At 36.0% G+C, this 22,411-nt stretch carries 17 protein-coding genes, 1 tRNA gene and 1 pseudogene; 8 read left to right on the top strand and 11 right to left on the bottom strand.

The window, feature by feature from the left end; all coding sequences use genetic code 11:
- Positions 1–8 precede the first annotated feature (8 nt).
- The 3 genes from WKH12_RS00990 to WKH12_RS00980 all read right to left on the bottom strand — a co-directional run bounded on the left by WKH12_RS00990 (position 9) and on the right by WKH12_RS00980 (position 3,163).
- Positions 9–1,643 carry a ribonuclease J gene (locus tag WKH12_RS00990; RefSeq protein ID WP_434732423.1) on the bottom strand — a complete coding sequence of 545 codons (1,635 nt, stop codon included), beginning with the start codon at positions 1,641–1,643 and terminating at the stop codon, positions 9–11.
- Positions 1,644–1,884: 241 nt separating this feature from the next.
- A complete protein-coding gene (dnaJ, locus tag WKH12_RS00985; protein WP_434732422.1) occupies positions 1,885–3,003 on the bottom strand; it encodes a molecular chaperone DnaJ in 1,119 nt (372 codons plus the stop codon).
- 82 nt (positions 3,004–3,085) lie between these two features.
- Positions 3,086–3,163: transfer RNA gene (locus WKH12_RS00980), tRNA-Arg, on the bottom strand.
- Positions 3,164–4,022: 859 nt separating this feature from the next.
- Between WKH12_RS00980 and WKH12_RS00975 the strand changes: the two genes are divergently transcribed.
- Together WKH12_RS00975 and WKH12_RS00970 are read left to right on the top strand one after the other, a co-directional pair.
- Complete coding sequence (locus WKH12_RS00975) at positions 4,023–4,838, top strand: hypothetical protein (protein ID WP_434732421.1); 816 nt, start codon at positions 4,023–4,025, stop codon at positions 4,836–4,838.
- Between the two features lie 62 nt (positions 4,839–4,900).
- A complete protein-coding gene (locus WKH12_RS00970) occupies positions 4,901–6,064 on the top strand; it encodes a porin (protein WP_434732420.1) in 1,164 nt (387 codons plus the stop codon).
- Positions 6,065–6,250: 186 nt separating this feature from the next.
- On the opposite strand, the gene mutS is transcribed toward WKH12_RS00970, so the two are convergent.
- The 3 genes from mutS to WKH12_RS00955 all read right to left on the bottom strand — a co-directional run bounded on the left by mutS (position 6,251) and on the right by WKH12_RS00955 (position 11,472).
- Positions 6,251–8,764, bottom strand: coding sequence for a DNA mismatch repair protein MutS (gene mutS / locus WKH12_RS00965; RefSeq protein ID WP_434732419.1), 2,514 nt, complete (start codon positions 8,762–8,764; stop codon positions 6,251–6,253).
- A 537-nt stretch (positions 8,765–9,301) separates the two neighbouring features.
- On the bottom strand, positions 9,302–10,129 hold the full coding sequence (locus WKH12_RS00960) for an ankyrin repeat domain-containing protein (RefSeq protein WP_341822468.1): 828 nt from the start codon (positions 10,127–10,129) through the stop codon (positions 9,302–9,304).
- A gap of 185 nt (positions 10,130–10,314) precedes the next feature.
- On the bottom strand, positions 10,315–11,472 hold the full coding sequence (locus WKH12_RS00955) for a Fic family protein (RefSeq protein WP_264732317.1): 1,158 nt from the start codon (positions 11,470–11,472) through the stop codon (positions 10,315–10,317).
- Positions 11,473–11,740: 268 nt separating this feature from the next.
- Between WKH12_RS00955 and WKH12_RS00950 the strand changes: the two genes are divergently transcribed.
- The 5 genes from WKH12_RS00950 to WKH12_RS00930 all read left to right on the top strand — a co-directional run bounded on the left by WKH12_RS00950 (position 11,741) and on the right by WKH12_RS00930 (position 16,487).
- Positions 11,741–12,427, top strand: a complete 687-nt coding sequence (locus WKH12_RS00950; protein ID WP_434732418.1) for a TerC family protein — start codon at positions 11,741–11,743, stop codon at positions 12,425–12,427.
- Between the two features lie 163 nt (positions 12,428–12,590).
- A complete protein-coding gene (locus WKH12_RS00945) occupies positions 12,591–12,845 on the top strand; it encodes a DUF1016 N-terminal domain-containing protein (protein WP_434732417.1) in 255 nt (84 codons plus the stop codon).
- A gap of 16 nt (positions 12,846–12,861) precedes the next feature.
- Positions 12,862–13,554: a hypothetical protein gene (locus WKH12_RS00940; protein ID WP_434732416.1), complete on the top strand. Its 693-nt coding sequence runs from the start codon at positions 12,862–12,864 to the stop codon at positions 13,552–13,554.
- 59 nt (positions 13,555–13,613) lie between these two features.
- Positions 13,614–15,377, top strand: coding sequence for a hypothetical protein (locus WKH12_RS00935; protein WP_434732415.1), 1,764 nt, complete (start codon positions 13,614–13,616; stop codon positions 15,375–15,377).
- 729 nt (positions 15,378–16,106) lie between these two features.
- Positions 16,107–16,487 (top strand): hypothetical protein, encoded by a 381-nt coding sequence (locus tag WKH12_RS00930; protein WP_434732675.1) that lies wholly within the window; start codon positions 16,107–16,109, stop codon positions 16,485–16,487.
- An 81-nt stretch (positions 16,488–16,568) separates the two neighbouring features.
- Here WKH12_RS00930 and WKH12_RS00925 read toward each other — a convergent pair whose 3' ends face one another.
- The 5 genes and pseudogenes from WKH12_RS00925 to WKH12_RS00905 all read right to left on the bottom strand — a co-directional run.
- Positions 16,569–16,793: a hypothetical protein gene (locus WKH12_RS00925; RefSeq protein ID WP_434732414.1), complete on the bottom strand. Its 225-nt coding sequence runs from the start codon at positions 16,791–16,793 to the stop codon at positions 16,569–16,571.
- A complete protein-coding gene (locus WKH12_RS00920; protein WP_253309106.1) occupies positions 16,766–17,290 on the bottom strand; it encodes a pyrimidine dimer DNA glycosylase/endonuclease V in 525 nt (174 codons plus the stop codon). The genes WKH12_RS00925 and WKH12_RS00920 overlap by 28 nt, the downstream gene beginning before the upstream one ends.
- Positions 17,287–18,096 carry an Rpn family recombination-promoting nuclease/putative transposase gene (locus tag WKH12_RS00915; protein WP_434732413.1) on the bottom strand — a complete coding sequence of 270 codons (810 nt, stop codon included), beginning with the start codon at positions 18,094–18,096 and terminating at the stop codon, positions 17,287–17,289. The genes WKH12_RS00920 and WKH12_RS00915 overlap by 4 nt, the downstream gene beginning before the upstream one ends.
- Entirely contained in the window at positions 18,093–19,640 is a 1,548-nt protein-coding gene (gene ltrA / locus WKH12_RS00910; protein WP_434732347.1) for a group II intron reverse transcriptase/maturase, read from the bottom strand. The genes WKH12_RS00915 and ltrA (WKH12_RS00910) overlap by 4 nt, the downstream gene beginning before the upstream one ends.
- A 634-nt stretch (positions 19,641–20,274) precedes the next feature.
- Positions 20,275–20,517, bottom strand: a pseudogene (locus tag WKH12_RS00905) (PD-(D/E)XK nuclease family transposase); the annotation flags it as partial.
- Positions 20,518–20,973: 456 nt separating this feature from the next.
- Here WKH12_RS00905 and ltrA (WKH12_RS00900) point away from each other — a divergent pair.
- Complete coding sequence (gene ltrA, locus WKH12_RS00900; RefSeq protein WP_434732173.1) at positions 20,974–22,317, top strand: group II intron reverse transcriptase/maturase; 1,344 nt, start codon at positions 20,974–20,976, stop codon at positions 22,315–22,317.
- Positions 22,318–22,411: the final 94 nt, after the last annotated feature.

Raw genomic sequence — 22,411 nt, 5'->3', positions numbered from 1 at the left:
CTTTCATTTCATACCTGTTCTATCTGGACTTCAATTATAGGTCTTTTTAGTAAATATTCCTTTAAGATACTCAATATTGAACTTTCAATCTTATTTTTAATTTTTTTTGTTGGCTGCAAACTAAACAACGACTCAACTTTCTTGACAATTTTCTGTATAATAGCTGCATCTTCTAGCACTTCAAAAACACCAGGTACAAATACTTTCGGTTTAGTAAGCAATTTATTTTTCTTGTTTACAACTGCTATTACCACAATAACTCCGGCATCTCTCATTCTTTTACGCATTTTTATAACACTGCTCTCCGGATGACGTAGCAGCATACCATCAATACCAAAGTAGTCAACATCGATTGAATCAACTTTTTCTCCGTTCTCCAAATTAACAATATCACCTGGTGCAATCATTATTGCTTTTGCCACACCGCACTCTTTAGCAAATTTTACATGTGCATGCGTGTGAATATATTCGCCGTGAACTGGAATAGACATCTTCGGTTTTATTAAAGAATACATTTCCTTTAACTCTTCTCTTGTTGGATGCCCAGAAGCATGAACATGCTCTGTTTTTTCAGTAACAACTTCTACCCCCATCTCAATAAAGGCATTGAGCATGTTGTGCGCACGAGTTTCATTTCCAGGAATGATTTTTGACGAAAAGATCATGGTATCACCTTGCTGCATTTTAAATGCTTGATGACTCTTATTAGCAAGCCTTGAAGTTGCTGCCAGTGGCTCACCTTGACAACCTGTGCAAAGTAGCACCAGTTTTTCCCTTGGAAAATTTACTGCTTCCTTTGCTTCAAGAAACTGAGGAAAATCAGTTAAATAACCACTATCTTGCGCAACCTTCACTATTCTCCATAAAGATCTACCAAGTAAAACTACTTTTCTATTTAGTGCTTTTGCAGCTTGGCTTATCGTTTCAATTCGTGCCACATTTGAAGCAAATAGCGAAACAGCAACTAATTTTTTAGACCGCTTTATTATGTTATAAATGTTATTATAAATTTCACCTTCTGACTCAGGGTGATGCTTGCTTAATATATTGGTTGAATCGCAAATTGCTGCAAGCAGGTCACCTTTATCGCCAATTTCTTTTAGACGCTCTATATTAGAAGTTAATCCAACAACAGGTTTTGGATCAAATTTCCAGTCTCCGGTATGGAGTGCACTACCCATTTCAGTGCTAATTAATATTGAATTTGCCTCAGGAATTGAATGAGTTATATTTATAAACTCGACGGTAAAAGGACCCAAATTTGTGCTGCCATTTATGTCCACCTCTTTCACAGGTACTGTATCTTCTAATCGAAACTCCTTTAGTTTCTCCCTAAGAAAATTAACCGTAAACTTTGTTGTATATATGGGGCACTGCAACTCTTCCCACAAGTGGGGCACTGCACCGCAGTGGTCCTCATGTGCATGTGTAATTATTATTCCAAGCAAATCTTTTTTTCTTTGAGCAATAAAATCTACATCAGCAATGAGCAGCTCAACACCTGGCATAGTTTCATCTGCAAAACCAACACCAAGGTCGATCATAATCCACTTACCTTGATAATGATATAGGCTAACATTCATCCCGATTCTTCCTACTCCCCCAAGCGGAAGAAATAAAAACTCATTTTTGTTTATATTCATTAAATTTAAATTATTAAAACCTGAGAATAGCAAAACTTTGACCTTAAATAAAGAAATTTATTGCTTTTACATAGTTTTAAGTAACTGAGAGGTCTACGTAAAAAAGAAGCCATTTTTGAATACAAAATTGACTTTGCTCTGAAAAAGACAGACAGCAAGGCATCCAAATTGGCGAAGAGAATTGCGGGACTTAAGTGAAAATTCGTAAACAGTTATCCCTTCATGTCATTTAGCAGATTTCTTATTTTTTTTTTACTTTACTAAAAAACCCTTCAGATCGTTGTTGTACATTTGCATTTTCCTCTTCTTCAAACGCTTTTAATAGCTCAATTTGCTTTTTGGTTAAACTTTTTAGATTTAAGGTCTCAACTATTACCTGTACATACAAATCACCGCGAACATGTGAACTCATATGCGGCATACCCTTCTCCTTACAACGTAACTTGGTACCAGTTTGAGTGCTCTCTGGAACTTTTACTTTTATTTTAGTTCCATCAATTGACTGAACATCAATTTCACCACCAAGCACAGCTAGTGTCATTCTTATAGGTACTTTACAGTGTAAATCTGCCTTATTTCGAGTAAAGATTTTATGGGGAGCTATTTTCACGTATACGTATAAATCTCCACTTTTTCCTCCTCTTGCTCCAGCTTCTCCTTTACCACTTATCCTTACCTTAGCTCCTTCTTCTATGCCCTTTGGAATTGAAACGGATATATTTACTTCATCTCTTCTACTTCCACTTCCACCACATTTCTTACATTTATTTTGTATTATTTCTCCTTCCCCATAGCATGTAGTACATGTTCTTTCGATGGTAAAAAAGCCTTGTTGAGTTCTAATCCTACCGCTTCCCTGGCATGTGGGGCACTGAACTGGTTTAATTGCTCCTTCGCTACCTGTGCCTTGGCATGTGTCACATTTTACATTTGTCACATAATGTATAGGCGCTTGTATTCCTTTAAATGCATCTTCTAAGGTAATTTCAAGATCATAACGTAGGTTTGCTCCAGACACTCCTGTTGTGCTCCTCTTTGCTCTTGATCTACTTGCACCACCACCGAATCCTCCACCAAAGAAGTCATTGAATATGTCGCTAAAATCTCCTGCAGAGCTAAAGCCTTGAAACCCACCAGAAGCACCTTCGTGGCCATAACGGTCATAGCTTGCCCTTTTCTCAGAGTCAGATAGAACTTCATATGCAGCTGTTACTTCTTTAAATTTTTCCTCTGCTTCTTGATTGCCAGGATTTCTATCAGGATGATATTTTAACGCTAATTTTTTATACGCTTTTTTTATCTCATCAATACTGGCATTTCTTCCTACTTCCAGCAGATCATAGTAGTCTTTTTTGCTCATATATAATAGTTTAGTGTTTAACCTTTAAAGATAGGTATTGCATATATTAATTTCAAGTGTGACTTCTGTTTCCTATAAAATGTGGTGCACCCTGAGCGACTTGAACGCCCGACCTTTTGATCCGTAGTCAAATGCTCTAATCCAACTGAGCTAAGGGTGCTTTCATAAAGTTAACTTTAGCAGGTTTTGTAGCTTGATTCAATTAATTTGGCTAAAAATAAAACTGTTAATTTTTATCATACGTGAAACCTGCAAAAAATTGCATTTGTTTTCTTAAGAATCATTTTATGGTCAAGCTCACAACTATACGAACATTTGTAGTCAAGGCACTGGGATCTGAAATTGCAATGTTCGTATAGTTGTGGGTTTAGAACCCCTCACAATTCCCAAACTGCTGTTCCGAATTAGAATTATTAAATTCACTATAAGGAGGAGAGTAAGGAGGAGGTGGTCCATAATTCCTAACTGCTTCTTCAGCCTCCTCAATATTGTCTGATTCTTTCTCATGCTTCATATGAAAAGCTAAACCACCAGCAAAACATACGAGAGAATTAACGCCAAGGATAGCTAAACCCCACACTGGTAAGACTGGGTAAACAGCACAAGCTTCCTACTTTCAAAACACGTCCCCTCAGATTCTCACTTTGGCATCATTCTACCTTATCTAAAGCCATTTTATACCTTTTTATCCCTTCTGGGGTAACCTTTTTTCAGTTAGCTATAGTAGATCTTTCAGAACAACTAAACGTGACTTGTTCTACTTCCATCTAATACAATGTAACAAAGGGGTATAACTCAGAGCTAGAGGTTATGATTGTAATAAAGATATAAAAAAAACGGATAAGTCAAGCAAAGTTACAAATGTAATTTTGCTTGACTATCCATTTATTACCACCTAAAATAGCTAACAAAGCCATCCCGTATGACATTTTATCTATATCTAATCAAGCATATTAATAAGTAAGTAAATTTTAATATAATCTTATTATACTTATAAATATGCTGTATAGAATGAAAGTATGGATGATTTCATAACTGCAAGAAGGAAAGATGATGCTGTGGTATCTGTTTGTCAGGATAATAAGAAAAAAAACGTATTAATTTTAGGGCTCAATCAAGCCGCAAGGAATTTGTTAAAATACGAGGAAGGGAATTTACTTAATAAGCCGTTAATCAATATTTTAAGTGCAAGAGCAGCTGACGACATGAAGAATTATTTAGAGTATACCGAAAATGGACACGATTTACTTGATGTATTACCTAAAGTGATAGGTTTTTCCTTAACTGATGCTAAAGGAGAAGATATAAAGACAAAAGTAAAAGTTTTCCGCACTGCACAATTTGCTAGTAATAAAATAAATTATGAGCTATTGATACGTGATATCACCTTGTCTCATAAATTAGGAATCTTTAGAGATGAATATCTAATGGGTAAAAAATATAAAAACCATGACTTATTCGATATACCAAACAATGAGTCTACTATTCTAGAGTTATACGTTATATTAAATTTTGCCTTTCAACATCAAATTAATGCAGCTATAGGAGTGATTGGCTTAAATAGTAGCTGTAGTGAGACAAATGATGCACTGAAAGTTATCATAGAACATTTTTGTAAAAATTGCCGTAGTGATGATTTTCTAGGGTATATTGATGAGAATAAAGTGCTTTTTGTTTTGATTAACTGCGATGTAAAAAGTACGTCTAAAATAATTAATCGTATACATTCTGCCATTAATAAGCAGTTATTAAAGCGAAAATTACCAAGTGTATCAATAATTTATGGGAATATAGCTCAAAAACGGGGAGCAAAATCTACCAGCGGCGCCTTCTGAAAAGTTGTTTTTTATTTATATTGAGTTTAAACTTAAATTTTTATAAAAATTTAAGTTTATTTATGAAGTTAAGGTACTACCTGGTAGCACTGCTTTCATCATTATTTTTGCAGAGTAGTGCTAGCTCTAGAACAATTTTGGATAAGGAAATATTTTATGTAGAACTAGACGGAAAAATAGATTTGAGATTCGGCTACGCCTTCAACAGAGGTTCTTTCAATGCTAAGGCTAAGGATAAAACTTCAAGTTATTCATACTTGCGCTTTCTTTATTTACAGCAAGTTTATCCAAATACTCAAATGGGGTTTAATGTTAAGGCAGGAGTTTCTGGTATTGCAAACCTAAAAGCGTTAGACATAGAAAAGTTAGACATGGAGGAATGGTATTTCATCATTAAAAATCAGGTGCTTGGATCAATTGAATATGGTAAAAGAAGTTTAGTTAGTCAGGGGATGTTAATTAACACTTCAAAAATTTATACAGCTGCTGGAGGAGTAAATGGTCATTGGACAAACTATGCAAATTTGCGTGGTAACGAAAACAGAGATAATGGCCCTGGATATGATAAAGACAAGGTATTTTGGGTAAAACCCAACATTTACAGTAATTATAATGGACTCGAACTAGGGTTAAAACAATCATCAATTAACTACATCTCCCCTGAAATCTATAACTTTCAACTCGGGTTCAGTTATGTTCCAGGAAAAAATAACTTACAGTACAGCAATTTAATTGCTGCTGGCCTTTCCTATAAAAATGGCCTATCAGATGATATAAATTTTACTACTGCCTTAACTAGTGGATTTGCAAGAGAAAATTTAACTGATTGCTCAGATGGAACTTCTAAAAATTATGAATGTCGTAATCAATTACTGCACTGGAATTTTGGTTTGAAGCTAAAATTGTTCGATCTTGATTGCATTTTTTCGTATGGTAATGGCGGTAAATCTGGTGAGAAGCGTAATCCTGAAATAAATAATACGTATTATATGAATGCAGGTATTGCTTACCATTCTGATTCTCGTAAATTGAGCTTAACATATTTCAATAGTGGTAGGGATATTGCAGCAAACGAGTTAACATCATATGCTTTAAGCCTTGAATATCCATTTTTTATGGGCACTTCATACTATTTCGATATTGTAAAATTTAGTACCAAAGAGCCTGAAGTAGAAAATAGCAACTCTGGTTATGTGCTCTTGACTGGACTGAAATTAAGTTTTTAATGAGGTTACATTGCCTCCTGTCATCCCAGCACTCTTTTCTGTCATCCAAGTAGCGGATAACATAGAAACGAAAAACTTACTTGACACATTTTGCCAGCCCCCTTATCATGACGTGTATAACAATGTTACAAAAAATAATATCATAGGGTTCTCTCTACTTTTTCTGGGTAAGATCAGAATTTCCTCTTAAGCCTTTAGCTCCTCAAATACTTCACTTGCTCTATTTAAAACAGAATCAGGAAAACCAGCAAGTTTTGCTACATGTATTCCATATGACTCATCTGCAATGCCTTCAATTACTTCATGTAGAAAGATAACCTCTCCGTTCCACTCTCTTATTTTTACACAAAAACATTTCACGTTCTTCAAGTATTTGCTTACTTTAGTTAATTCATGATAATGAGTTGCAAAAATGGCGCGGCACTTATTTACATTGTGAATATGTTCAATCACTGCCTGTGCAATAGATAATCCATCATACACTCCTGTGCCCCTACCAATTTCATCAAGTATCACCAAGGAACGATCTGTTGCCTGATTTACTATCGTTGCTGTTTCGATCATCTCTACCATGAAGGTAGAATAACCAGCTGCTATATTATCTGTTGCACCAACCCTGCTAAATATCTTGTCAATCACTCCAATATGCGCACTCTCTGCTGGCACAAATGACCCCATGTGAGCTAAAACTGCAATGAGAGCGTTTTGCCTCAAGAAAGTGCTTTTTCCAGCCATATTAGGACCAGTAATTAGATGTATACCAGCTAAATTGATGCTATTTGCAATGAATTTATCGTTAACTTCAACCACTGGATGTCTTCCATTGCGAATATTGAACTCTTTACTGTCATCGATAATGGGTTTTACGTAATTATTTTGCACTGCAAGCTCCGCAAAAGTGGCTCTAATATCAAGTTTTGCCAAAGCATTTGCAGCAAGAGCAATTTTTTCAGATTCTTTAGCGACTTCACTACACAGTTCACTAAAAATTTTCACTTCTAAGCCGATTGCAGCATCACGTGCCGTAAGAATTTTATTTTCTAGTTCTTTCAATTCATTAGTAGTGTAGCGCATGCTATTTGCTAAGCTTTGCCTATGAATAAATATGTCCGAAGTTATTTTGTGATTTGCTGACACTTCAACGTAATAACCAAGTATATTGTTGTGTAATATTTTGAGTGCGGCAATGCCAGTTAGGTTGCGATAAGACTCACGGAGCTTAGTTACCAACTTGTTACTGTTGTTCAATATATAAGATAACTCAGATAATTCTGAGTTGTATTTTGGATTGATAAATCCTCCTTCTTTCACGGAACTGAGGTTATTATCAAGTATAGCGCTGTTTAGAAGCTCGAATAGATCTTTATGATTACCAAGACTTTTATGTATTGTGCTTAGTTCACTCTCGTCTGATTTTACTGTCATTCCAGCGCGTGACGCTGGAATCTGCATCTGGATTCCAGTGTCAGCTACTTGGATGACATATTGTTGTGGGAGAGATCCATTTTCACCTGATTCAATTTTACATAAGAACTCAGATAACTCTAAAGTTTTTCCTAGGCCTATTTTTAATAGGTTCATATCCTTTGGTGAACCACGTCCTAGTATTAAGCGCGATAAAGACCTCTCAATATCCGGAATGTTAGATAATATCTCTCGTATTTTTCTGCGTGGCTCATGATTATTTACAAAAAATTGAGCGGTGCTGAGCCTCAAATTGATTGCCTTGGAGCAAGCAAGTGGTGAAGCGAGCATTTGTTTGAGCAGGCGTCCACCAGAGGCTGTAACTGTGTGATCAATAACTGAAATTAGTGAACCTTTCTTTTCACCAAATTGAGTTGAAAACAACTCAAGATTTCTCCTTGCTGAAGCATCAATAAGCATGAAATTTTGTTGCTTATAGGTTTTTGGGAATTCAAGCCTTGGAATGGAGCCCCTTTGTGTTACTCTGACATATTCAAGCAGTGCACCGCACGCCATGATTTCTACTTTGCTGAAATTTCCTATACTCCCAAGTTCCCTGATTTTATAAAACTCGCATAACGTTCTGTGAGATTTACTATACTCAAAAAAACTCTGTGCGTGTTGTGTAATTGATATTTTATAATTTTTTAAAATCGATCTAATTTTTTCGTCCTCAGTGAATTTTTCAGAAATTAATAATTCTCTTGGTGATATACGCAATAAATCACTATCTAGAGCTTTCAAATTCGTTAAAGTGTGAAAAAATTTTCCCGTTGATAATTCAAGCCAACTAATAGCATATTCGTCATTTTGTTCAACTATGGATGCGAGATAATTATTGCTTTTATCCTCCAGTAGCGAATCTTCTATAATTGTACCTGGAGTTACAACTCGTACTACATCACGTTTTACTATGGATTTATAGCCCCTCTTTTTTGCTTCATCAGCAGTTTCTAATTGGTCACAGATTGCTACTTTGAATCCTAAATCTATTAGCTTGTGTAGGTAAGATTCGCTACTGTGTGCTGGCACTCCACACATTGGTATTTCTTGCCCATTTGAATTGCCCCTCTTGGTTAGCACTATATTCAGCAATTTCGCAGCTTTAATAGCATCATCGAAAAACAACTCATAAAAATCTCCTAGCCTATAAAATAGCAGATGATCCTTGTATTGAGCTTTCAGGTTCAAATATTGCTCCATCACAGGAGTGTTTCTTTCTTTCACAAAGCTCATAATATTTTTTAATATATTGTATTGGTAATAAATTCAATGTTATTATAGATTATATTGCACATGTGAATAACATAAATTTTAGATAGGTGTATAGAGGGGAAAATTTAAAACAATTAAATTTCTTGGATCCAAGTAGTCAGGACACTTGGATGACACCCTCCTTGTATGTATTATAGCTAAAGTGACTTACGACAATTTGAAAAACAAAAATTCGTCATTCCGCTACTAGTTAGCGGAATCTATACCGCGAATGAATCCATAGCTGTACGAACATTCATTTTTGAAGGTAAATTGCACAGCAAATGGTGTCATTCCAGTGCTTGACACTGGAATCCAGCTTCTATGCAACCTCATCAAAAACATTCATTTAGTGTAAGATCAGCTACTTTCCATGCTAGTTTGCTTGTGAACAAGCAAACTTTTCTGGATCCCAGTGTCAAGCACTGGAATGACATCATAGGGGCGCTGGGATGACACCCTTGCTAGACAATGTTCGTACAGTTGTAGAATGAATCGCGGTATGACGTGTTGCTTGGGTCAGCTATACGTAGGTTGTGGCCCTTCTTTATCATTTGCGGGAGTTGCACCATCAACAGATATTTCAGAGCTAACAGTGCTAATAGTTTTTTCTATCGCTTTAGCCTGTTCATAGTCTTGACTCAAAAAATACATGGCCAGCCCAACAGCTATACTAGCAACAAGAACAGGTGCTATCATTACACCTAGTATCATACCACCAGAAAGACTTACTGCAACACACACACCAGCTCCAAGTACAACACCAAGAAAACCACCAATTATTACGCCAGGCACCAAACTGCCTATCATAGCGCTTTCTTTTTTCGTATTAGCTTGTTCTTTCATACTTTTAATAAGCACTTTTTTTGTTTCTCCTTGAGCTAAATCTAAAGGAATTTTATTATCCGCGTTTTGTATCAAAGGATTTGCACTATATGTAACAAGAAGGGTGATTATTTCTTCAGTTTTCTTACCTATAACTGCATGATGTAGTAATGTATTTCCCTTTTCATCTTTAAAGTTTATATGAGTACGAAGTTCCTCATCTAGATTTCTTATTGGGTTGTTTTTTGCATATATCCTAGGTTTTATTGCTCTATCTAAGCATTGTATCACTTGTTCTAGTGATTGCTCGCCAGGATTTTGTATAAAATGAAGCAGAATTTCGTGTACTATTGCTTCCTTTGTAGTTTTTTGGTATCGTAAAGCATATGCAAATGTGTCTTTATTAATAGTTATTTCTTTGTTTTGTTTAAGGAAATCTTTTAACTTTCCAACTCTATTTATACTGTGATTTTCGCTAGCAATTATCGATTGTAAAGTTTTTCTGTTATCGTCACCAGTCATGCTATCCTCCTTGATTTGATTGCATTACTCATTAATAAATAATATAATAAATCCTGCTAAAAGTCAAGCAATTAATTAATAAGTTAATATAATTCTCCAAAAGGAGCTCCTTACTTTTTGTTCAGCATGTCCATTGGATCAGACTCTTTAAGCTTGCTGTTTGCTGAATTTATTCATCACAATAGCTACAATGTGCTATCGAAGTTCTCTGTAATCTTAGTTGGTTCTTCTAGAATATTCAAAATATCAGTTGCACAATAAACCCGATCTCTCTTTCCTTGAGAAGTTTGTGAAACGATGCCTAAATCTTCAAGCTTTACGATTGCTCTTTGGGCTGTTGTAAATACGACACCTAAGTTTTCAACCACTTTCCTTATAGTAAAGTAAGGGTTTACAGCGAGATACCTTACAATACCACTCGCAACTCCCTCAGTTTTAGAACTAACTTCAGTTTGCCAATTTGCAATCAAAATGTTAATTCGTTCTGCTCTTGACAATGCATCCAATGATTGCAGTACTACACCATTTAAGAAATAAGAGAACCAATCATGCCACGTGCCTCTGTTGCTTATATTGTAAAGTTGGTCATAATACTCACTTTTTGTAGCTTCAAAAAATGCACTTAAGTATAACAGAGGTAATGGTAATAATTTTCTTTCGATCAGAAGTAATGTTATTAATAAACGTCCAATACGTCCATTGCCGTCCAAGAATGGGTGAATCGCTTCAAATTGATAATGACATAGAGCTATATGTATAAGTGGGGGTAATGTTCTATCATGTAGAAACTTTTCAAAAGAGTCCAAGCAACCCATCAATTCACCTGGCATTGGTGGCACATATTTTGCTGTGTCTATTGTACATCCTGGGCTTCCAATCCAATTTTGCACTCGGCGAAATTCTCCTGGAGTTGCGTGAGAACCTCTTACACCTTGCATAAGTTTTCCGTGAATTTCTTTAACCAACTGAAGCGACAGTGGAAAAGATTGTAAACGTTTTAGTCCATAATCGAGCGCTGATATATAATTGCGTACTTCTTGTAAATCATCGGGATTGCGATCTACATTAGCACCTGCTTCTTGAGCCAAAATTTCACCAAGAGTTGCTTGAGTTCCCTCGATTCTACTTGAAAGAACTGCTTCACGTGCTATAAAGGGTCGTATGAGAAGATGAGGGTTAGGCAATTTAGCTCCTTCCCTGGATAACATACCCAAAATATGATCTGCTCTGGAAAGACTATTAACTAAATAATTGTCCCATTCAAATTTTGGTGGCAAGGGGTTAGGTATAAATGCCTGATAACCAGCGAATACTTTGCCTGATGGTGATCCTTTAATATACATTCATTCAACCTAGTACACTATTTTTATAGTATATATTATTTTCAAATAAAGTCAAAAATGAAAATAAGGCTTTATCTTATTTGCGTGCATGAAAATAAGAAACTCTCTTATTATTGATTTTACTCAAAAACGAAAATAGAAGAAGCTGCTGAACTTTATATTAGCAGTTATCCTGTTTTTCTGGAGAGCTGCTATAAAACTTCTGAGTGAAGTCACTTAATTTTTACACATCTATTGTAGAGTAAGAAGAGCCGAATTTGGGACAAAAATGCTAGCTGATGCTTGGACTTTACTGACACTTACACTACTTGAAACTATACTTAGTGTAGACAATTTAATCTTTATTTCTCTAGCAATAGATAAGGTACAAAATGTGCTGAGAGAAAGAGTGCGCCTTATGGGCCTTGGATTAGCGCTATTAATGCGTTTTGTAATACTATTTTTTACATCATCTATATTGTCAATGCAAAAACCTATATTTCACACTGCATCGCTAAATATTTCAGCAAGGGATTTACTTATGATTGCAGGGGGATTATTCCTTATTGTTAAAAGCTCTATGGAGTTATGGGATGACATCTTTGTATGTAAGAAAAATAAAAAGAAAGCAAACGTTAAATCAAAATTTTTTTTAGTTGTGCTACAAATTATATTAATAGATTTAGTTTTTTCAGTTGATTCGATATTAACTGCTATAGCATTAACTTATAACATGGTAATAATTGCTACAGCATTTACATTTTCCATGCTAGCAATGCTGTTTTTATCAAGTTATACCGCCCAGTTAATCAAATCTAATCCAGGTTTAAAAGTAATTGCTATCTTATTTATTTTACTTGTCGGTGTGTACCTCATACTTCATGGATTTCATATAGAATTACCAAAAGGATATTTGTATTCTTCATTTATGTTTGCACTGCTTGTGGAAGTTATAAGCAAAATAAAGAAAACGTAGTGTGTAGATATAGCCTCACTCAAGCGAGATTTTCCTGTGGATTTAAGGTAATAAGAGGAAGTAGTAATGTTTTTTCGGGGTGAAAGTAACCTCTTGCATACATATTAAAATCTAGGAAAGTTAGTTTTTGTGCTATAATGGTTCTTTATTGAAAATAGCGTTGATGGATATCACTACTAGCTTATTAGGGGATATTAGTAATTTAATAGATAGAGCAAAGAATCATCTTGCTACACATTTCAATTCTACTCTAGTATTGTTAAATTGGGAAATTGGCTTCAGAATTGGTCAAGATATCTTAAAGTACAAACGTGCAGACTATGGCAAACGAATCATCTCCCAACTTGCAAAAGAACTTCAGATTAAATATGGACGTGGGTTTGATAGAGCTTCATTGTTTCGGATGGTGCAAATATAGGAATGGGGAGAAATTGATGAAACATGCATCCAGTTTGCCTGAGTGGCAAAAAAATGTTGTTGAGTTCTTATCTAGTCGTAGAAAGTATCGGTTATTTGGATGGGAGTTTGGTCCAATTTTACTTGATGAGTTATATAGGATAAGGGATTATCGCACAGACTATATAAGAGTTGGAGCTTTTTTCACTCCTATAGTTGCTTTTTCTGCTGGGCTTGTTTCATTTGTATCAACACGCAGGGTATATCTTGCTGCAGTAGTAACTTCTAGCCTAATAGTACTAGGGATTATAACTACACTTGCCGTTGACTATCAAATGACAAAAAGAAAGGCTGGGGTGGTAAGCCAAGAGGATTGTGTTAAATTGCTGAAAGCACTAGAGAGAATGCCGCAGTATTGGTGGTGGCCATGGGGTAAAAAGATAGAGGATATTACGATCACTGAAGAACAAATAAATAGAGCAGTGAACTACAATGATTACTCGATTGCTTCACGCTTAACCTATTCCTTATTTACTAACGTTGCGTTGCATCAACTTTACGTTGCAAGGCTAAGTTATCTTTATAGTTATCATAAACTTGGAGGGAAAATGGTATTAGGGTTTGATATAATAGGTTCATGTAAAAAATTACTACAAGCAACAATCTTATTTCTAGTGATGAAAAAGTACCTGAAACTGCACAGGAAGCATATAGGGAAGAAAATAGGTTAGAAGAGGCAAGTAGGATTGATAAATTAGTCAGGACCATATATAGAGTTGATAATAAAGAAGTGAGTTTAAGTCAGGCACTTGATTTATTGCAAAAAAAGTGGATGCCATTTTATCTTGATAAAAGCTTGGGTGGAGTGAGAAAAAAAACAAAGAGTGAAGAGGAACATAACAAATATTTTGAAAGTCTTATTAAACAATTTAAGACGTTATCATTAAAGTACCATTCAGACAAGGGAAAAGTTAAAGATGAAGGAATGCAAAAAATAATTAACCAGACTACAAAAGCTCTGAGGAATATACATTCATACATCATGCAGGATGAGACGTTTATTCTCAATAAAGACTGTTACTTATTGTATAGAATGTATAACCGCATACCATTAAGCACATTAAGTAGTGATGAAAAAGATATATCTAGAGTAGTAAAGGTGTCGTCCATAGATGGAAATTCTGCTTTGTTTGAGTTGAGTTTCTTGGCTGATCAGGAAGAAGAATTTTTGATGAGGGCAAGAAATAGGTACTTAAAAGATGCAAAGGCATCTGTTGAATTCCTTTGTGAAAAGTTGTTGGCAATAAAGAACATAACATATAAAGAAATTGAGTCTTTAAGCAACGTTATAGAAGTAAGATGGAAGGACTTTGATAGTGCTTATAATGGGTATGTGGAGGAATATTATAAACGTTGGGTAGATTACTTAGAGTCTTTGAATGCTCGTTGTGAAAAATCTGAGTTGCTTGAGGTAATAAAGGAAGCAGTAGAAAAGTTGTTAAAAGAGAGCAAGGAACAATATGAAATGCTAGTAGGGCAATCTTATGGCGTGAATCCAGATGAGAATTTTGTACTACCTATGTTAGACTATTTTACTTTGATGGAAGCATACTATAAGTTTGCTACTAAACTACTTAAGGACAAAAAGAATTGCTATAGTTTTCATGGTTATCGTTTCGACTCAGATGCTCTTGATAAGATAAGTTCCATACTGAAAGAAAGTAAAGATAGCAAGGAAGTTTTGAAAGAAAAAAGCAAAGAAGAGGTAGAGGGTGAATCATCGCATGAAGAGAGAATAGAGAAGAAAAATCAATTATCTTATAAAGATAACATAAAGGAGGATAAGTTATCCTACAGAGAATTACTATTTCATACAAGAGCTATGGTAAATTCCTATGTTAAGAATGATGATAATGAATTAAATGAAGAGGTAAAGAGATCCTATAAGGAATCGAAGGTAGGTAAAGTACCGACTAAAGAAGAAATAGGAAATGTAATAGTATTCATGTTAAAACGCTTAGAGGAATTATTGAGTAATAGATTTCAAAGCAAGGAAACAGCTTTCCAATGGCAAAGAGAAGAATCTAAGCAATTGAAAGAAAGACGAGAGAAAGCAGAAGAAGAATTAAGACAAGCAAAACACAAAGCAGAACTTATTGAGGAAGAGGAGGATCTTTTTACGGAAAGGTTATCTGACTTCAACATGGATAGTAAATTAGGGGAAGCAATATTGAAAGATCAAAGAAAGATTAAACGGAAGATTGTGAAGTGTATTATGGAGTACCACTTTTCTCCAGAGCAGGTGCTAGGTGCAATAATGGAAGAAATAAAGTTTAATGAAGAACGAGTTGTAAGAGAAGGCGCTGTTAGTGATGAATTGATAGAAGTAGGTATAAGAAACTTTTTGACTATTAATGAAATAGTTGAAGAAATGGTAGAGAAGGTAGTAATAGAAGTTGATAACAGTACTGTTTTGCAAGATATGCAGGCGCCAAGCTCTGTATTTAACAATGTAACTAATGAACCAATTGCAGGACCTTCTTGTAGGAGATAAGAGTTTTAAAGTTTGTGAAAAACTTGGATTTGTGGCTATTATTTTGTATGCTCTTTTTATCATAAAAAGTATTACTTTTATAAAAACACAAGTCCCTTTAGCGTCACAAAAAATTTGTTCATTTACTTTTCCAAAAATCACAAAAAAGTACCTACCTTTGTGAGAACAATTTAAATAAAAGCAGCGTTGTGAAAATAAAAACGCAAAATTGTTGCAACAAAGCCAAACAAATTAGTTCATATCTAAATGTGGCAAAAGTAGGTTAATATAGCTGACTTTATAGTATAGTAGAATTATTATATAGAAAAGTTCGAACGTATTGTTTGGTAAAGGAAAGAAACTACAAAACAATTCAAGTAGCAAACTCTTCGATGGAAGTAGAGAATGGGAACCGTAGCCGTCGTTCTATCGATCAACCTTATTTAAAACCACTTTTGTTCCAGATCCGAGGTTGGTTTGTAAACATAATGAGTCGATTATCTTTTCAAAGCGTTTCCAACAAGCAGACTCTAGTTATCAGCGCCTTTAGTAAATAAAGAATTTGTAAAAGGAATTGACGATAAAACTAAAGTGGTGCCAGACATTAGAAGCATTTCAGCACAATCTGATATAAATGGAAGAATACTATTAGCTGATATGTTGCTGGCCAAGAGAGGTAAAAGACAAATGTATACTTCTTCAGCAGATAAACAGATTTCTTTACAAGAGGCATAAGGCTATTCATTAAATATCGTAGATAAGTTTGAAGCAGAACTAAAACAAGCAGCTTTTCGTTGTGGTATATCGGTACAACAATTAAAAATTAATTTTCAAGAAGTACAATTAAGTGTACTTAAGAAAGTCATAGCGGGAAACTATCATGAAATCTCAGGTATGCTGTACTCATATGCAGAAAAAGCTTGTTCAGCATTAGAGCAAAAGGAGAAATTCTCAATGTCTTTTAAAGGTAAAATCGAGCAAATGTTGCAGAAAGAAATGATGCCTTTACTGGACAAAGCAAATGTTGATCCTTCATCAGTAAGTACTAATAAAGCTGTAGCTCTATCTGGTCCTAGAACCAATTTAAATAACGTATCAATTACAACTAATTCTACTGAATTGATCAGATAGAGCCTGAGTGAAGGAAGGAGCAGGTGTTTGCATTTTTTGTGGCTACTTGCTCCTACTGTTTCTCTAACTAATGTTGATTGATCAGAAAGTCTGTTTGATTTCGTCAAGGGAAAGTCCGGTGATTTCAGCTATAACATCTATAGAGACAACGGCCTTAAGTGAATTTTTTGCCACTGCTATTTTAGCTTTCATTTCACCTTTTTCTTCGTCGATTAGGATGCTTTTTTCATGTCCGATTTGGATGGCTTCTCTATTTATGAGCTGTATTAGCTGTGGTATTACGTAGCAGGATTTCCTATTATCCAATCTGGTGCTCCTCTGCCATTTTCCCACTTAGCAAATCTCATCTTTTCCTTGAGATAATATCTCCTATAAGCTTCCACAGAACTGCTGCATTTATACTGATCCGGCAGTGCTTGTATAAAAGCTTGCATATCAGTTGATCGAAAAATGAGTAAATCCTTATTACTATCACACCAATTTATTACTTCCTCTGATTTATGCTTTCTTTTGTATCGCCAAGTGTACTCTTTACATAATTCTCTTCCGTACTCTATCAACCAACAAAAATTCCCTTTCGATTGCCTAGCCCACAAAGAACAAGGATGATTGTTGTGAGTCAGTTTATATGGGACTTCTATATTCTGATTTATGATACTGACAAAAGGATTTGGCACTTTCAATGCTGTTGAAAAAACATTACTCAATAATTGAGCAGTTTCTAATGGCATTTTTACTATATGCTTATCACATAACATTTGAGCCGCAATTGCTGGGTTTTCATCTAGTATAAAGATGTTCATCTATACACCCAAAGATAGAATGAGCTTAAGTCTTTGACTTCGTTAACTGTAAGACCAGTAGTTTGAGCTATAATATCAATAGAAACCCCTGCTTTAAGTAGATTCTTTGCAACTGCTATTTTAGCTTGCTTTTCACCCTCTTTTCTGCCTTTTTCATGACCGATTTGGATGCCTTCTTGTCTACCTTCTTGTTTAGCATCATCGAGTTTTTGAGCGAGTACAGCCTGTTCATCAAGAATACGTTTTATTTCCTGTTCGTAGGCAATAAATTCTTTCTTTGACCAATTGAATCTATTTAGCTCTTCATAGGCCTTTTTAATTATTACATCACTACCTATTATTTTTTCCAGCTCTTCTTCACTAGTCTCATCTGCATATTTAAAGAAGTATATCCATTTTTCAACTATATTTTCTAACTGATCTTCTTTTGTTTTCGGAAATTTTGGCAATTCAATAAATATAAAATAAAAATCTTTTAGATCGTGTTCATTAGTGTCTTCATCTCGAATAGTATGCTTTGATTTGTACTCAGATTTATTAGGAAACAGTACACAATCTGCTATAGCAATGAAGATAATTTCCTTAAGGTTATGGTATTGATCGCCCTTATCAGCTTGTCTTGAATAAGCTTTAGCTGCATAGTATTGGGCGCGTTTTTCAAAGCCTTTAGTTTTAGCGAGCTGGTCAGGTAAGGAAGCAGTATTACTACTACTCCCTCCCTTAGAAACGCAGCATGCAGGTTTCCCCACACTACGCTTGAGCCCCTTATCTAAGTTCTTCTTTTCTCGAACCGGCTTGTCTTTCATAAATCCTCAGAATACATCAACTTTAGTGGTGACACTAACAGTAGAGAACCTTCTCTTGAAAAGGAGCTTGCTAACATTCTTGTTCGTTTTACTCTCTCATCAAAATACTTTTTCCATTTTAAGTCAAGGGGATTTGCATCCGCTCTGATTTTAACATGTCGTCTGATAGGTATATCAATCAGCTTTAGCAGTCTTAAATACCGTATCTCTTTTGGTTTGTTCTTGCATATGGGTGCAGCAAAAACCCATTGTCGTTGACCCATTACTTTGAAGTAACGATTCTTTATCCAACGTAATCCTTTACGAGGATGTCTTTTCTTTGCCCATTTCCATAAACTATGCCAAATTTCATTGTCGATTTTTCTAAACGCTTTTTTAGCACACACATGGTGATAGTAAATTCCCCATCCTCTCAGTAGAGAGTTGAGTGACTTAATTACTATAGCCTGAGTGTTCGCTATATTTGCTTTTATCAATGTACGTGCTTTATTCAGAAGTCTTTTAATACTTTCTTTCGAAGGTTTAATAATTAACTTCTTATTATATCTACGTACATTACAACCAAGAAAGTCAAACCCTGTTGTAATAAATGTAATCTTTGTCTTCTCTTCTGACAGAATTAAACCTCGCTCATGAAGAAAAGATGATACTAAAGGCTTAACTTCATTTTCCAGTACTTCATGTGTGAAACCTGAAATAATAAAGTCATCTGCGTACCTAATTACATTCACTCCACTTCTGATTTTTCCTCTTCTTTTGCTACCTAATTTACCAAAGCGACTTTCTAATAACTGTTCAAGACCATCTAAGGTAAAGTTAGCTAGTATTGGAGAAATTATACCTCCTTGCGGAGTGCCAGCAGTTGTGGGATACAAGGTTTTTGACTCTAGGAAACCAGCCTTTAACCAACTATGCAGAATTTTCTTCTCCATAGGAATATGCTTCATAAGCCATTCATGGTTAATGTTGTCAAAGCACCCTTTGATATCACCTTCTAGTATCCATTGTGGTCGATTGCGTCTTGCCAGTAATAAGTGACAAGCAGCAATAGCATCCGCGCAGGATCTTTTAGGTCTAAAGCCATAGGAGTGACGGTCGCTGATCGTTTCAGATACTGGCTCCAGGGCAAACAGATATAATGCTTGCATGGCTCTATCTTTTATCGTTGGTATTCCAAGAGGTCTTCTTTTGCCATTAGATTTACTGATATAAATCCGTTTTAGCGGAGAAGGTTTATATCCTCTTTGCTTTAACTGCTTTATTCCTTGAAATTTAGCATTGCAAGTTGACCATAGTTGACGATCTACACCCGCTGTGTTTTTTCCTTGGTTTTCAGTTACTCTCTTAACAGCCAAAGCTTTTCCGCTAAAAGAGCGTGTGAGAAGATGTTGTAAAGCTTTTACCTTACCCCATCTTCCTTCTTGGACAGCCTTAACAATACGTCTTTGTAGCCTTATAACAACTTTTTGGCACTTCTTCCATGGCAATTGCTTCCATGCTTCGGAGTTGTCGGTAGGTGCACTTACAGCTTTATCTGTAATCATCTGCTTTCCTCCCTTAAGTGGTTAACAAAGTTTCTTGTCACGAGGGACCAAATGGAAGTCTGCTCGTTTTCACGCGAATTAATGTTACAAATTCTATCCATTTCGTTACAAAATGGCATTCGCTTTCTCCATTCTCCTTTACCTGCACTTCCATCAGCATTCCTTGCGGTTTGCTTGCCATGTAGGCGAAAATACAGGCTTACCCTGTTTCTCCAGTCATACAACAGTGGGTTAGGTGGCTTCTCTATACCGGTGGAATTGTTATTTGCGTACATCTAGAAATGAAAAATGTAACTTATCCACATTACCTTTTGGTCAGAGCTTATCAGCATCTTTAGCTCTTTCATCGTATCGGTACTTATAAAGCTTCACTTACGTTCACCATACCACTAAGCCTAGCCCTCCAACCACATGATGCTTGCAGTTTATGCCCCTCTCACGATTGAGCATCTTCTTTTTCAAGAGGAGGTTCATTGTCCGCATCGCTTGGCACCAACCGGTTGCCCGATTCGCACTGATGCATAGACTCAGACGGCAAAACATCTGGTTTAATAAGTTTTAGAATCCTTTCAGTTTCTTTCTGAATGAATTCCTCTCCTTTTAAACAATATGACCGAAGACTTTCAGGTCGCACCATCTCGCAAATGTATTGAGCACCTGTAGAATCTCTACAGAGAACATCAACAATACTTTGCTTTTTAGCGGCGATATCAGGGTCTTGAATAGTACTTAAAAACTCTATATCCTGTATTGCATTTTTGCCAGCAAAACCCAGAATATCATTGAGGAAGTGAATGAGGATATCTTTATTCTTTTCAGTACCAAGTGCGTCCAGAGAAGGCAAGTATTGTTCAGTAGGAGATAGACCTACCAGGATAAAAGTCGGAATCCTGTAGCTTGGGTAGCAGCATGGAGGGAAACCAAAATGTTGAAGCCTACCGACAACATTATCGTAGGATAATGGCGAATTACCAGGCCGTAGCGAAAGCGAATACACAGATTGCCTCGAAAGGAATATTCTGAAGGTCGAGCCATCTTGGTACTGGCGAAGACAGAATAGACCAGACGAAAAACGAATGAAACGATAGGTCTACTTCAGCGGGGTGTTAGTAACGGCATGGCAATGAGGACATACAAAGCAACTGGAGAAGCCCTCCTCATCCCAAGGAGAAATACCTTGGAGAGGTAGGTTCTATAACTGGAAAACAGGAAGTGAACTGAAGATGAGAGGGTGGCAGATGGGTGCGTAGTAGTGAAGAAGTGAGGTAACGCTCATGGAGCAAAGGCACCCTGCTAGTAGAAATCTTTTAACAAAAGGAAGGTAAAGGTAAAAATGATAAAAATGCCAATAAAATTACAAGACCTGAGAAGAAAGATATATATCAAAGCGAAAGCAGAACCGGAATGGCGATTCTGGGGAATCTATGTTCACGTCTGTAAGATGGAGACACTGGAGGAAGCATATAAGCTAACAAAGAAGAGTAATGGGGCACCAGGAATAGATGGGATGACATTCGAATCGATAGAGGCAGAAGGCTTAGAAAAGTATCTTCAACAAATAAGACACGAACTAATAACCAAGACCTATAGCCCAAATAGGAACCGGAGGAAGGAAATACCAAAATCTGGAGGAAAATTCAGAAAGTTGAACATACCCTGCATCCGGGATAGAATAGTGCAAACAGCACTGAAGCTAATACTTGAACCGATATTCGAATCAGACTTCCAAAAAGGATCATACGGGTATAGACCTAAGCGTAATGCGCATGAAGCAGTACAAAAAGTAACGGAAGCAGCAATCAAAGGCAATACAAAAGTAATTGACGTAGATCTGAAATCCTACTTCGACAATGTGCGACATCATATTCTGATGGAAAAGATTGCCAAAAGAATAAATGACAAAGAAATCATGCGCATGATTAAGCTAATCCTCAAAACAGGAGGAAAACGAGGAATAGCACAAGGATCACCACTTTCGCCACTACTAAGCAATATATACCTAAATGAGGTAGATAAAATGTTGGAGAAAGCAAAAGAGGTGACCAAAGAAGGAAAGTACCAACGTATGGAATATGCCAGATGGGCAGACGATTTAGTGATACTGATTAGTGAACACCCGAAACGGGAATGGCTAGAAAGAGCAGTATACAGAAGGTTGGAAGAAGAATTAGCAAAACTAGAAGTGAGCGTAAATGAAGAAAAGACAAAAGTCATCAACCTAAAGAAAGGAGAAACATTTAGCTTCCTAGGGTTTGATTTTCAAGAGAATATCACAAGACAAGGAAAATGGAATGTCAGGAAAACACCGCAGATGAAAGCACGAACAAACCTGCTACGCAAGTTGAAGGAAATATTTCGGCGCTATAAATCGCAACCGATAAAAAGAGTGATACATGACATCAATCCGATATTGAGAGGGTGGGTAAACTACTTTAGGATAGGGAACTCTGGTCGAAAGTTCAATTACGTAAAACATTGGGTGGAAAAGAAGGTAAGACGCAACTTAATGCGAGCCAGGAAAGCAAAGAAAGGGTTTGGGTGGAAGAAGTGGAGTAGCGAATGGATATACAAAACGCTGGGTCTATATTCAGACTACAGAATAAGGTATTACAAACCGAAAGCATCACCAGTACAATATGTGATAAACTTTGGTAAAGAATCTGCTAGGAAAGCGTAGTGCGGGAAAACCGCATGCTGCGTTTGACGAGGCGGGAGCTGGAAACGTTAACATGGGAATTTGGATTGAGGCCTATTGTGAAAACAATGGATCA

It is taken from the genome of Wolbachia endosymbiont of Zygogramma bicolorata (assembly GCF_051130665.1).
Taxonomy (GTDB): domain Bacteria; phylum Pseudomonadota; class Alphaproteobacteria; order Rickettsiales; family Anaplasmataceae; genus Wolbachia.
Note: the sequence above shows the minus strand (reverse complement) of the source record. Positions and strands in the feature narration are given on the sequence as shown.